General features: G+C 61.0%; 13 protein-coding genes. 12 read left to right on the forward strand and 1 reads right to left on the reverse strand.

What is annotated here, in order from left to right; translation table 11 throughout:
* Positions 1–72: 72 nt before the first annotated feature.
* Positions 73–1650, forward strand: a complete 1578-nt coding sequence (locus tag DET50_RS14440) for a bifunctional aminoglycoside phosphotransferase/ATP-binding protein (protein ID WP_113863536.1) — start codon at positions 73–75, stop codon at positions 1648–1650.
* A gap of 18 nt (positions 1651–1668) precedes the next feature.
* On the forward strand, positions 1669–2040 hold the full coding sequence (locus DET50_RS14445) for a Rieske (2Fe-2S) protein (RefSeq protein ID WP_113863537.1): 372 nt from the start codon (positions 1669–1671) through the stop codon (positions 2038–2040).
* On the opposite strand, the gene sfsA is transcribed toward DET50_RS14445, so the two are convergent.
* On the reverse strand, positions 2024–2755 hold the full coding sequence (gene sfsA / locus DET50_RS14450) for a DNA/RNA nuclease SfsA (protein WP_113863538.1): 732 nt from the start codon (positions 2753–2755) through the stop codon (positions 2024–2026). The genes DET50_RS14445 and sfsA overlap by 17 nt on opposite strands.
* 176 nt (positions 2756–2931) lie before the next feature.
* Between sfsA and dksA the strand changes: the two genes are divergently transcribed.
* The 10 genes from dksA (at position 2932) to panC (ending at position 13213) form a co-directional block, all read left to right on the forward strand.
* Positions 2932–3372: an RNA polymerase-binding protein DksA gene (dksA, locus tag DET50_RS14455; RefSeq protein ID WP_091997293.1), complete on the forward strand. Its 441-nt coding sequence runs from the start codon at positions 2932–2934 to the stop codon at positions 3370–3372.
* A 56-nt stretch (positions 3373–3428) separates the two neighbouring features.
* Entirely contained in the window at positions 3429–4301 is an 873-nt protein-coding gene (gluQRS, locus tag DET50_RS14460; RefSeq protein ID WP_113863539.1) for a tRNA glutamyl-Q(34) synthetase GluQRS, read from the forward strand.
* A 50-nt stretch (positions 4302–4351) separates the two neighbouring features.
* The gene (locus DET50_RS19455; RefSeq protein WP_008940627.1) at positions 4352–4528 is read left to right on the forward strand and encodes a hypothetical protein; all 177 of its coding nucleotides are present in this window, start codon (positions 4352–4354) and stop codon (positions 4526–4528) included.
* On the forward strand, positions 4518–7481 hold the full coding sequence (locus DET50_RS14465) for a sensor histidine kinase (RefSeq protein WP_113863540.1): 2964 nt from the start codon (positions 4518–4520) through the stop codon (positions 7479–7481). The genes DET50_RS19455 and DET50_RS14465 overlap by 11 nt, the downstream gene beginning before the upstream one ends.
* Positions 7482–7488: 7 nt before the next feature.
* Positions 7489–8889, forward strand: a complete 1401-nt coding sequence (locus DET50_RS14470) for a sigma-54-dependent transcriptional regulator (RefSeq protein WP_113863541.1) — start codon at positions 7489–7491, stop codon at positions 8887–8889.
* Positions 8890–9327: 438 nt separating this feature from the next.
* Positions 9328–9600, forward strand: coding sequence for a hypothetical protein (locus DET50_RS14475; protein WP_258546136.1), 273 nt, complete (start codon positions 9328–9330; stop codon positions 9598–9600).
* Entirely contained in the window at positions 9573–10934 is a 1362-nt protein-coding gene (pcnB, locus tag DET50_RS14480; protein WP_113863542.1) for a polynucleotide adenylyltransferase PcnB, read from the forward strand. The genes DET50_RS14475 and pcnB overlap by 28 nt, the downstream gene beginning before the upstream one ends.
* Positions 10931–11443, forward strand: a complete 513-nt coding sequence (gene folK, locus DET50_RS14485) for a 2-amino-4-hydroxy-6-hydroxymethyldihydropteridine diphosphokinase (RefSeq protein ID WP_113863543.1) — start codon at positions 10931–10933, stop codon at positions 11441–11443. The genes pcnB and folK overlap by 4 nt, the downstream gene beginning before the upstream one ends.
* 130 nt (positions 11444–11573) lie before the next feature.
* The gene (gene panB, locus DET50_RS14490; RefSeq protein WP_091997305.1) at positions 11574–12368 is read left to right on the forward strand and encodes a 3-methyl-2-oxobutanoate hydroxymethyltransferase; all 795 of its coding nucleotides are present in this window, start codon (positions 11574–11576) and stop codon (positions 12366–12368) included.
* A complete protein-coding gene (gene panC, locus DET50_RS14495; protein ID WP_113863544.1) occupies positions 12365–13213 on the forward strand; it encodes a pantoate--beta-alanine ligase in 849 nt (282 codons plus the stop codon). The genes panB and panC overlap by 4 nt, the downstream gene beginning before the upstream one ends.
* Positions 13214–13217: the final 4 nt, after the last annotated feature.

Consider the following 13217-nt stretch of genomic DNA (forward strand, 5'->3'; position numbering starts at 1 on the left):
TTATTTCTGTAATCTGCCCGTTATGATAGGGCTTCAAAAATCAATGAGTTCAGGGAATGCGAGGAGAACACCGTGAACGAGACGTCCGGCAATACGCTGATTCAGGCACTACAGAATCCGGCGCTGTATGACCACCCTGTCCGGGATTTCCAGGTGATCGAAACTCACATTTCCCAGGTTATCCTCACTGGCGATTACGCCTACAAAATCAAGAAGCCCATGGACTTCGGATTCCTCGATTTTTCCACCCTGGAACGGCGCAAGCACTTCTGCGAGGAAGAACTCCGGCTCAACCGTCGCCTGGCCAGCAAACTCTATCTGGAAGTACTTCCTGTCACCGGCACCCCGGAACAGCCGGTTATCGGCGGAGACGGAGAACCCTTCGAGTATGCCATCCGGATGCGCCAGTTCGACCAGGACCAGCTCTTTGATCGCCTGCAGGAACGTGGCCAGCTGACACCGGAGCTGCTCACCAGCGTGGCCCGACAGGCAGCCGAATTCCACGAACAGCTGCCACCGGTGGCGTATGACAAGCCTTTGGGCACTCCGGAAGCGGTTTATGCCGCCATGCAGGAGAATTTTGACCAGATCCGCCCGCTGATCGACGACAAAACCCTGCTGACGCAGCTGGACAACCTCGAAGCCTGGACCGAGGCCACCTTTGAACGCCACAGGGAGCTGATCGCCCGGCGCCATGACAACGGCTTTGTCCGCGAGTGCCATGGCGACCTTCACCTGGCCAATATCACAGTGTACGAAGGCGAAGTCACCGTTTTCGACTGCATCGAGTTCAACGAGCCGTTCCGTTGGATCGACGTCATCAATGACCTGGCGTTCCTGCTGATGGACCTGGAATCCCGCGATGAAGCGGCCCTCGCCAACCGGGTCCTGAACACCTACCTGGAATATCGGGGCGACTTCGAAGCCCTGCCACTGCTGCCCCTGTACAAGGCCTATCGCGCCATGGTCAGGGCCAAGATTGCCCTGTTCACGCTGGGCAATCCGGATTTGGGTGAGAAAGAAAAGGCTGAACTGATGCAGCGCTACCGTAGCTACGCACAACTGGCGGAAGATTACAGCACCATTCCGAACCGGTACCTGTTAGCCACCACCGGCCTGTCTGCCAGCGGCAAGAGCTGTGTCAGCGCGGCCATGGCCGGGGAACTGGGACTGATCCGGCTGCGCTCCGACGTCGAGCGCAAACGCCTGCATGGCCTGGGGCCTCTGGAGGACAGCAAGTCCGACACCGGTGAAGGCCTCTACACGCAGGAGGCCACCACCCGGACCTACCAGCGCCTGGCGGACCTGTCAGGCCAACTTCTGGCCGCCGGCATTCCGGTGGTGGTTGATGCCGCCTCCCTGAAGCAGAGTGAGCGGGACCTGTTTGCCGCTGTAGCCGAAGACCAGGCCGTGCCCTTTGCCCTGCTGCACTGCGAGGCACCCGAGAACCTGCGCCGGCAGTGGATCCGGAGCCGTTCCGGGGATGCGTCCGAGGCCACCGAGGAACTGCTGGATGCCCAGCAAAGCTGGTTCGAGCCACTCACCGCGATGGAGAAGGCCCACACTATTCACCTGCACACCGATCAGGAACACGTAGCCGAAGCGGTGGCGGACCGCATCCGCCAGCATTTCGGTCTGCAGGGCCACTGAGAAGGCAGCGAGGGTTCCATGTCTGGAGGCAGCAATCCCTGGCAATCGGTCTGTTCCACCTCAGACCTGCAGCCGGGCCTGTTCATCGAGTTCCGGTTGACCGTCAAGGCCCGGGAACCGGAGGGAATGCCCCTGACTGGCTTCCTGTTTCTCGATGACGGCGAACCCAGAGCCTATCTTAACCAGTGCCCGCACATTGGCATCGAGCTTAACTGGATGCCGGGCCGGTTCATGGATTCGGACAACCTCTTCCTCCAGTGTTCCACCCATGGCGCCCTGTTCAAGACCGGCACCGGCGAGTGCATTGCCGGTCCATGCCAGGGTGATGCCCTGACCGCCCTGGAGCTTCGGGAAAAGGACGGCCAGTGGCAGATCAGGCTCCCAGATTGACCGGAACGGCCTCGGTGAGTGCCAGGCTGCCCGAAGGTTCACCCTCGCCATTCACCAGCGCGGCCCGATAGGCGACCACCTCGACGCCGGCGGCAACGGCCTCCCGGAGCAGCCGGCCATAGGTCGGATCAATGTGGTCGGCAGGCCGGACTTCGTCGATGCCGGTGTGGTTGACCACGAAAAACAGGACCCCGCGCTCGCCCTGCGCTACCTGCCCCATCAGCTCCCGCAAATGCTTCTGGCCACGGGTGGTGACGGCATCAGGGAAATACCCGGCCCCGTCCTCGTCCAGGGTCACGTTCTTCACTTCCACCCAGGCATCGGGCCGGCTGTCATGGCCGGACAGGAGCAGATCGATACGGCTTTTCTCCCCGCCATATTTCACTTCCGAGCGACATTCGGCATACCCGGCCAGCTCAACCACCACGCCGGCGTCAATCCCGTGCCGGGCCTGGGCATTGGGCCGGGCGGTGTTCACGCAGGCCAGGACTCCGGGCCGGGTCTCCACCAGCTCCCAGGTATACTTCAGCTTGCGCTTGGGATTGTTGCTCTCGCTGAGCCAGACCCTGGCGTTTTCCGGCTGGCAGCCGCGCATGGAACCGGTATTGGGGCAATGGGCCGTCACTTCGGTACCATCGGGCAGCCGCACGTCCGCAAGGAAGCGCTTGTAGCGACGAATAAGCCGGCCTTCGACCAAAGGTTCAGAAAACTTCATGTCATCTCCGCAAAAGTCAGTGTCACAAGGCTGGCACCCCCGTAACTAATCTGCTATTTTCCGCAAATTCCCGATTCAGGACGAATGCTTCATCCAGGGTACAATCGCACAGCCTCCGGGCTGGCACGATGGGAAGCAAAGCGTTCTTGTGAAGTACAAACAAGAGGCCGGGTTCAATGGCAAATACTGCAGAACAGTCACGCGAACGTTTTACCAACTTCACCCCCTATGAAATGAAGAAGGGTGAAGAGTACATGAGTGCCGAGATGTTGCAGCACTTCAAAGATCTGCTCCTGCAATGGAAACAGGAGCTGATGGAAGAAGTGGACCGCACCATGCACCACATGCAGGAAGACGCAGCAAATTACGCGGATCCCAGTGATCGCGCAACCCAGGAAGAAGAGTTCAGCCTGGAACTGCGTACCCGTGATCGTGAGCGCAAGCTGATCAAGAAGATCGACCAGACCATCGACCGGATCGACAAGGACGACTACGGATTCTGCGATCAGTGTGGTGTCGAGATCGGTATCCGCCGCCTTGAGGCTCGCCCGACTGCCACTCTGTGCATCGACTGCAAGACGCTCGCCGAGATCCGTGAGCGCCAGACAGGCATCTGATCCCGACAATAGCTGTCTGCCGGTAACCGCAAGGCGACCGGCAGACTGACTTTCCCATGGCCAACCCACGCTACCGGGGCCGTTTCGCGCCCTCCCCAACGGGCCCACTGCATTTCGGCTCCCTCGTTACCGCTGTCGCCAGCTATGTTGAAGCCCGGGTCCACCGCGGCCAGTGGCTGATTCGCATTGAAGACCTGGACCCGCTCCGGGAACCTCCGGAGGCCACCGGCCAGATTCTCCGAAGCCTGGAAGCCCACGGCCTGTTTCCGGACGAGCCAGTCCGGTTCCAGTCCCGGCGCCATGACGCCTACCACGACGCCATCGACCGGCTGCTGGCCAGCGGACATGCCTATCGCTGCCCCTGCTCCCGCAAGGAACTCCGGGCCAATGGCGGCCGGCACCCCCATCACTGCCGGGAAGCCAGGCTCCAGCCGGGCGACCGTCCTTTCGCGGTCCGGTTTGCCCTGCACGAGGAGCAATGCCATTGGCAGGATGAGCTGCTTGGCCCGCAACACCAGGTAGTTCAGGCAGAACTCGACGACCCGGTTATCCTGCGCAAGGAAGGCTTCTACGCCTACCAACTGGCCGTGGTGGTGGATGATATCGATCAGGGGATTACCGACGTGGTCCGGGGCTCAGACCTGCTCGACATGACCGCGCAGCAACAACAGATCTACCGGGCACTGGGTGCCGAGCCCCCCGGATGGCTGCACATACCGGTGATCCTCAATGAACAGGGACAGAAGCTCAGCAAGCAGACCCACGCGCCCGCCCTTGATGATGAACGGGCCGCCGAAAACCTGTTCCGCGCACTGGACGCCCTTGGCCAGGAGCCACCGGCGTCACTGCAGGCATCAGGCCCGGATGAGATCCTGGCCTGGGCCTGCCAGCACTGGCGCCGGCAGGCAATCGACCTGACAGCCCGCTAACTGGCGTGGTATAAAGCCCTTCTTACACTTCAGTGCGGACCTTGAGCCTGATGTACATCTACCGTCTGGTCTTCCTGCTGGTTCTGGCCATATACATTTTCTCTCCCAACATCCTGGATTGGTGGACTGCGCCGGGTAATGTCTGGTACAGCCCCTATGTCATCTGGGCGGGACTGATCGCCATCGGGTTCTGGCTTGAATGGCGACGGGATCCCAATGAGTTTTAGTGCCTCGGGACTGGTACTGGCCAGCCTGGTTTACCTGCTCCTGCTTTTCGGTGTGGCCTGGATTACCGAACAGGGCATGCTGCCCAAACAGTGGGTACGCCATCCCCTGGTCTACACCCTGAGCCTTGGCGTCTATGCCGGTATCTGGGCGGTCTATGCCGCCATCGGCATGGCTGCCGAAACCGGTTACGGTTTTCTGGCCTATTACCTGGGCATCAGTGGTGCCTTCCTGCTGGCGCCGGTACTGCTCAACCCGATCATGCGCATCGCGCGAGCTTACCAGCTCACCTCCCTGGCCGACCTCTTTGCCTACCGCTACCGGAGCCAGTGGGCCGGCACCCTGGTAACCCTGTGTTCCGGTGCAGCCATCCTGGCGCTGCTGAGCATGCAGATCCAGGCGGTGGCAGTCTCCGCCAGCATCCTGGCCCCGGACACCTCGCCCAAGGCCATGAGCCTGCTGTTCTGTCTGATCGTGTTGCTGTTCGCCATCCTGTTCGGCGCCCGCCGCAACCAGAACTCGGAAAACCACCAGGGGCTGGTGCTGGCAATCGCCTTCGACTCCCTGGTGAAAGTGGGCGCGCTACTGACGATTGGCGGAGTCGTCCTGTTTGAGGTCTTTGACGGCATGGAAGGGCTGGACCTATGGCTCGCCATGAACAAGGCCGCCACCGGAACCATGACCCTGGCCATCGACGACGGCAGCTGGCGGGCCCTGATGCTGATGTCTTTCGCCGGCGCCCTGGTATTGCCTCACATGTACCACATGACGTTCAGCGAAAATCCATCGCCCAAATCCCTGGCCAAGGCCAGCTGGGGCCTGCCGCTTTATCTCCTGCTTCTGGCCCTGCCGGTTCCCGTGATTCTATGGGGTGGTCAGGCTCTCGATGTGGGCACCGACCCCAATTTCTACGTCCTTGGTGTCGCCCAGGCTCTGGACAGCCCGCTGCTGTCGCTGCTCATGTATATTGCCGGCCTGTCCGCCGCCAGCGGCCTGATGATTGTCAGTACCCTGGCGCTGGCGGGCATGGTACTCAACCACGTAGTGCTTCCGGTCAAGACCCCCCGGGACCAGGCGGACATCTACCGGTGGCTGCAGTGGGTCAAGCGGCTGCTGATAGCGGTGATCATCTTCTTTGCCCTGCTGTTCCATGAAACCGTGGGCCAAGAGCTGGACCTGGCTATCCTGGGCGCCATTTCGCTGTCCGGAATGCTCCAGCTGCTACCCGGCGCGCTGGGCGTCATCTACTGGCCGGAGGGTAACCGGCGCGGCCTGATTGCCGGCCTGGTTACCGGGCTCGTGATCTGGCTGGCGACCCTGGTTCTGCCCTTCTCCCACACCATCAACCCGCTGGCCTGGTTCAACGTGCCGCTGGTTCCGGATTACAGCAACTGGCACATCTTCACGTTCATCAGCATCACCGCGAATGTGACCGTCTTCGGCCTGTTCTCCATCCTCAGCGCCAGCTCGGCGGAGGAAACCAGTGCCGCCCAGGCCTGCTCCATGGGCGCGCTGTCCCGGCCCCAGCGGCGAGAACTGCTGGCCAGCTCCTCCACCGAGTTTATCCGCCAGCTCGCCGACCCGCTCGGCTATGGCGTAGCCAGACGGGAAGTGGAACGGGCCCTGGCCCAGCTGAAACTGCCCAATATCGAGTACCGCCCCTACCAGCTCCGACGCTTGCGCGACCAGGTGGAGATCAACCTCTCCGGCCTGCTCGGTCCTTCGGTAGCCCGGGACATGGTGCACAGGCACCTGGGCTTCAAGCCGCTCGCCCGCGGCAACACCGGCCAGGACATCCGCTATGTGGAACGGGCACTCGGGGACTACCAGAACCGGCTGACCGGTCTGGCGGGCGAGCTGGACAACCTGCGCAGGCATTACCGTCAGACCCTGCAGAATCTTCCCATTCCCGCCTGCTCCGTCGGTGAGGACGGCGAAATCCTGATGTGGAACCATGCCATGGAAGAGCTGACCGGCATCACCGCCGACGATGTGGTGGGCGCCCGGCTGATGGCCCTGCCGGAACACTGGCACCTGTTGCTGGAGGACTTCAACCGCGGTGAGGAATTGCACCGGTACAAGCACCGGCTCGACCTGCGCGGCAAGCCGCACTGGCTGAACCTGCACAAGGCGGCACTGAGCGGCCCTGACCACACCGAGGGCGGCAGCATCATCCTGGTGGAAGACCAGACCGAAACCCGGCTGCTTGAGGACGAACTGATGCACAGTGAACGGCTGGCCTCGGTGGGCCGGCTGGCCGCCGGGGTCGCCCACGAGATTGGCAACCCGGTCACCGGCATCTCCTCACTGGCCCAGAACCTGAAGCTGGAGACCGACAACCCGGACATCCTGGACACTGCCGACCAGATCCAGCAGCAGACCAGGCGTATTTCTGCCATCCTGCAATCGCTGATGAATTTTGCCCGAACCGGCAACCATGCCCACGCCAACCGTTATGAACCGGTCTCCATCCACCGCTGCGTGGAGGAGTCCGTTAACCTGCTGTCGCTCAGTGACAAAGGCATGGGCATCCGGTACCTCAATGAGGTGCCCGAAGATCTACTGGTGCTCGGGGATGAACAGCGCCTGGTACAGGTGTTCGTCAACCTGTTGGCCAATGCCAGGGATGCCTCGCCCGAGGGTGGTACCATCAGGGTCAGTGGAAACAGCGACAGCTACTCCGCTATTATCGAGGTCATCGATGAAGGCTCAGGTATCCCGGAAGACCAGCTCGACCACATTTTCGAGCCCTTTTACACCACCAAGGCCCCCAACAAGGGTACAGGTCTTGGCTTGTCCCTGGTTTACAGCATCGTCGAGGAACACTACGGCAACATCCAGGTCGAGAGCCCGGCGAACACCGAATCCGGCACCGGTACCTGTGTACGCCTGAGGCTCCCGGCGTACCGGCCCGAAACCGACGATACCTCTGCCAGCCAGAACGAAAGGTCCTGAAACAGCTATGCCCCGCATTCTGATCGTAGAAGATGAAGACATCATTCGTTCCGCAGTGCGCAAACTGCTGCTGCACGCCGGCTATGAAGTGGCCGACGCCAGGTCGGTGGAGGAAGCCGAACAGAACCATGAACCGGATCAGTTTGACCTGATAATCTCCGACCTGCGCCTGCCGGGTGCGGCCGGCACCGAACTGATCAACCGTGCCCCCAACACGCCGGTACTGATCATGACCAGCTATGCCAGCCTGCGCTCGGCGGTGGACTCCATGAAAATGGGTGCCGTCGAATACATCGCCAAGCCGTTTGACCACGATGAAATGCTGGCTGCGGTCGAGAACATCCTGTCCCGCCAGGGATCAGGCGATACCGACTCCGGAAGCGATACGGGCTCTGGCGACAAGCCACGGGAAAGCGATCCGGCCAACATCATGTTTGGTCAGTGCGAGGCCATGCAGAAGGTGTTCACCCTGATCCGCAAGGTGGCACCGACGGAAACCACGGTGTTGATCCAGGGGGAATCGGGAACCGGTAAGGAGCTGGCCGCCCGAGCCCTGCACCTGCTGAGCCCCCGGGCATCGAAACCACTGATCTCGGTCAACTGCGCCGCCATTCCCGAGAGCCTGATCGAATCCGAGCTGTTCGGCCACGAAAAAGGTGCGTTCACCGGCGCGGTGTCTGCCCGTACCGGCCTGATTGAAGCCGCCGACGGCGGCAGCCTGTTCCTGGACGAGATCGGCGAGCTGCCGGCCGAGGCCCAGGCCCGGCTGCTGCGGGTGCTGCAGGAAAACGAGATCCGCAAGGTCGGTTCCACCCAGAGCCGCAAGGTCAATGTGCGAATGATCGCGGCCACGCACCGGAATCTCAAAGCGATGACCCGTACCGGCGAGTTCCGGGAAGACCTTTATTACCGACTGAACGTGATGCAGATCCGCATCCCGCCCCTGCGCGAGCGACAGAGCGATATTCTTGGCCTGGCCCGGAAGTTCCTCAAGCGCCAGGGCGAGAAGATGGGCAAGCCGAATCTCAACCTGAGCCCCGAGGCCATGCGGGTCCTGGAGCGGCACCGTTGGCCGGGTAACGTCCGGGAACTGGAGAACGCCATAGAACGGGCCACCATCCTGTGTGACGGGGATGTGATTACACCGTCCCTGCTCGACCTGGATAGTGAAGGCGGTGACGAGCACATTCCGGAAACACTGGTAGAAGGCAACAATGAACAGACCCCTACCCGGGATGCGGACTCCGCCAATGATCTGTCTCTGGAAGACTACTTCCAGCACTTTGTCCTCGAGAACCAGGATCGGATGAGCGAGACGGAGCTGGCGCAGAAGCTGGGTATCAGTCGGAAGTCACTTTGGGAGCGACGGCAGCGTCTGGGCATCCCACGCAAGAAAACCAGCAATTGATCGAAGGGGCCACTGGCCCCTTTTTTCATGTCGGCCCGGGCCAAAGGATGAACCCATACTCAGTTGTTACCCCATGTTCCCCACGGTAACACTCCCTTCGGAACAACTGTGATCTCAGTAACACTTATCGGGAGTACGGGGTAACACTTATTTCTTCCAAAACCGTAAGGTACTGTTAATCAACAATTTTCAAAAACTGGCACGCACTCTGCAATCTATTAAGCGCACAACAACAAAAACAAGAAGTGGCACACGCAGCGTCAAAACAAATACAAAAAGCTGCAGGAAGACGTTCGGTAACAAAAACAAAAACAGAACGTGAGCGAACTGAGTGTTTTGGGTACTTTGCTTTTTAGTGGTCCCACGGCACGTGTGAGTTGTAGATGTAGAGAAGAATCGCCTTCCAGACGACACTGCATCTGCTGACAGACTCGCCCGATGTCCCTGACCGCTCTGTGTATTCAAAGCTTTCCGTTTGCACTGCTGAGATCCTCCGTACTTGGAGGCACACAGTGGGGTACAAAAACGAAGAAAAATCCCGGCAACAATAAAAACAATGCAGATCGTCAACGCTTTCAGGGCGGATTCGTGAAAACGGATCCGCCTTTTGATTATCTGGCGTGTGCAAATCCTGCCCAAACCGTTAAACTCTCGGTTTTTGCTCACCGCAAATACGGATTTCAATGCCTAAACGACTTGTCGACAGAATAAAATCCTTCATCCCCGGCGGACGGAAAAAGCCTCGCACCTATCAGCGACGGGAGATCCCCCGGGACCAGCACAATGTTTCGCGTTCCGTGATCAGCGAGCCGGCCAAGAAAGTCCTGCATCGCCTGAACAAATCCGGTTACGAAGCCTACCTGGTGGGCGGCGGCGTTCGCGACATCCTGCTTGGCGGCAAACCGAAGGATTTCGACATTGCCACCAACGCCACTCCGGAAGAAGTCCACGACCTGTTCCGCAACTCGCGCCTGATCGGTCGCCGCTTCCGCATTGTCCACGTGGTGTTCGGCCGGGAGATCATTGAAGTCACCACCTTCCGCGGCAATGCCAGCGACGCCGACGATGACAGCACCGACGATGATCGCAGGACCAGCGAGCACGGCCTGCTGCTGCGGGATAACGTCTACGGCAGTCAGGAAGAAGACGCGCTGCGCCGGGATTTTACGGTTAACGCTCTTTATTACTGTATCCGTGACTTCACCGTGATCGATTTTGCCAATGGCATCGAGGACCTCCGCAACCGGCAGATCCGCCTGATCGGCGATCCGGAAACCCGGTACCGGGAAGACCCCGTGCGCATGCTCCGGGCCATCCGCTTTGCCGCCAAGCTGGACTTCGAGATCGAACCGGAGACCGAGGCGCCGATCCGCGAACTGGCTCCGCTGCTCAGCCATATCCCGCCAGCCCGGCTATTTGACGAAGTGTTGAAACTGTTCTCTGCCGGCCATGGCGAGAAAACCTACGACCTGCTCAATGAGTACAACCTGCTGGCACCCCTGTTCCCGGAAACGGTGAAGGCCATCGAGGCCGGCGAGCCGGACGACCTGATCCGCCAGGCCCTGCGTAATACAGACGCGCGGATCGCCCAGGGCAAATCCGTCACTCCCTATTTCATGTTTGCCGCAATGCTCTGGCCCGCCCTTCAGGCCGAGTGGCGTCGCCGCCAGGATAACGGCGACCCGGTACAGCCGGCGCTCCACGGCGCTATCGGCAAGGTCATCGGCCGCCAGGTACAGGCCACCTCCATACCCAAACGCTTCTCCGGCCCCATGAAGGAGATATGGGAACTGCAGATGCGCCTGCCACGCCGCCAGGGCAAACGGGCCTTCGGCACCATGGCCCACCCGCGGTTCCGCGCCGCCTACGACTTCCTGCTGGTACGGGAATCGGCCGGCGAGATCGAACCGGGGCTGGGGCAGTGGTGGACCGAGTTCCAGCAGGCGGATGAGCGCGGTCAGGAACGCATGCTGTCCCAACTGGGCAGCGACGGCCCGAAAAAGCGCCGTCGTCGTAAGCCGGTGAAACGCCAGGCCGCGCAATGACCACGGATGTATTCGTCGGACTGGGCAGCAATCTCGAGAATCCCGCTGCCCAGCTGGCCCGGGCGGTTGCCGAACTCGCGGCACTGCCACAAACCACACTGGTCGCCCAGTCCCCTTTCTATGCCAGTCGACCAGTCGGCCCCCAGGATCAGCCTGATTTCGTCAATGGTGCGGTATGGCTCAGAACGGACCTGGCGCCCCATGCCCTGCTGGATCACCTGCAAGCCATCGAGCAGGCACACGGCCGGGAGCGTCTGCGCCATTGGGGACCGCGCACCCTGGATCTGGATATCCTGCTTTTTGGACAGGAAACCCTGGACGACGAACGCCTCGTGGTGCCCCACCGCGAGCTGGCCAACCGGGATTTTGCCCTCCAGCCGCTGCTGGATCTCAATCCCGACCTGACTCTGCCGGACGGACGCACAGTAGCTGCGCTCAGGCAAAGCTGCCCGGACAACGGCTTGCGCAAGCTGCCGCCAATCCCGCGCGAACCCTTCTCCCCGGACTGAAACCCGGGCACCCCGACTCCGGCCACCGCGTGATACTATTGCCTCAGGCATACCCCCGGATTACCCTTAGCACCTGAATGCCGCAACCACGGCGCAGTCCACGCCCATCCACCCAAAAGGCTAGGATTCTATGGCTGTTACCATCAATACCCTGCGGGAATACAAGCAGAACGGCGAGGCTTTCTCTGCCCTGACCTCCTACGACGCTACCTTTGCCCAGATCGTCAGCGAAGCCGGCGTTGATGTGATCCTGATCGGCGACTCCCTGGGCATGGTGCTCCAGGGCAATGACAGCACTCTGCCGGTTACCATGGATCAGATGGTGTACCACACCAGCTGCGTGGCCAAAGGCAACCGCGGCTCGCTGATCATGGCCGACATGCCGTTCATGTCCTACGGCACGGTGGAGGCGGCCCTTGAGAACGCCGCCGAGCTGATGCGTGCCGGTGCGCACATGGTCAAGCTGGAAGGCACGGACTGGATGAAGGATACCATCAGCGCCCTGAGCGAACGGGGCGTGCCCGTGTGCGCCCACCTGGGCCTGACTCCGCAGTTCGTCAACAAGTTCGGTGGCTACAAGGTCCAGGGCCGGGATGAGAAAGCGGCGGAGATGATGATCGAGCACGCCTGTGAACTCGAGGAAGCCGGAGCCGACATCATTCTGCTCGAATGCGTACCCGCGCCGCTGGCCGCCCGCATCACCCAGGCCGTCAAGGCACCGGTGATCGGCATTGGCGCCGGTTCTGACACCGACGGTCAGGTGCTGGTGGTGCACGACATGCTGGGGCTGACGCCCGGCCGCAAGCCGCGGTTTGTGAAGAACTTCCTGGCGGAGACCGACTCCGTTCAGGAGGCGCTTGCCGCCTACGTTCAGCAGGTCCGCGACCGTACTTTCCCGTCCGAGGAGCATACGTTCAAGGCATGAGAACCATCCATTCGCTCAAGGAACTTCGCACCATCCTGCGCGGCTACCGCCGCCAGGACAAGACCATCGGGCTGGTCCCCACCATGGGGAACCTGCATGAGGGCCATATATCCCTGGTGCGCAAAGCGGCTGAGTCCGCGGATGTGGTGGTCACCACCATCTTCGTCAACCCGATGCAGTTCGGAGCCAACGAGGACCTGGACAAGTATCCGCGCACCCTCGCCGACGATCAGGAGAAGCTCGAAGCCGCCGGCAACACCCTGGTGTTCGCACCGCCGGTGGAAGAAATCTACCCCGAGGGCCTGGCCCAGCAGACCAAGGTGATCGTGCCAGAAGTCAGTGACGGCCACTGTGGCGCAAGCCGTCCCGGGCACTTCGAGGGCGTTGCCACCGTGGTCACCATGCTATTCAACATGGTGCAACCGGACCTGGCGGTCTTTGGCGAGAAGGATTTCCAGCAACTCGCCGTGATCCGCAAGATGACCCGTGACCTGTTCATGCCCGTGGAGATTATCGGCGCCCCCACCGTCCGGGAAGACGACGGCCTGGCCAAAAGCTCCCGCAACGGCTATCTCTCTGAGGAGGAACGCAAGATCGCACCGATTGTGTTCCGGACGCTGGAGGCCACCGTGGAAAAGCTCGCCAATGGTCGTACTGACTTCAACGCGCTGGAAAGCGAAGCTGAGCAGTCACTGAGCGCTGCCGGCCTGCGTCCGGATTATTTCAACATCGTGAACAGCCTGACGCTCAAGCCGGCCTCGCCGGACGACCATGAATTGACCATCCTGGTGGCCGCCTTCCTGGGCACCACCCGGTTGATCGACAACCTGTCGGTGACCCGCTGACTCT

This window comes from Marinobacter pelagius (genome assembly GCF_003315345.1).
GTDB classification, from domain to species: Bacteria; Pseudomonadota; Gammaproteobacteria; order Pseudomonadales; family Oleiphilaceae; genus Marinobacter; species Marinobacter pelagius_A.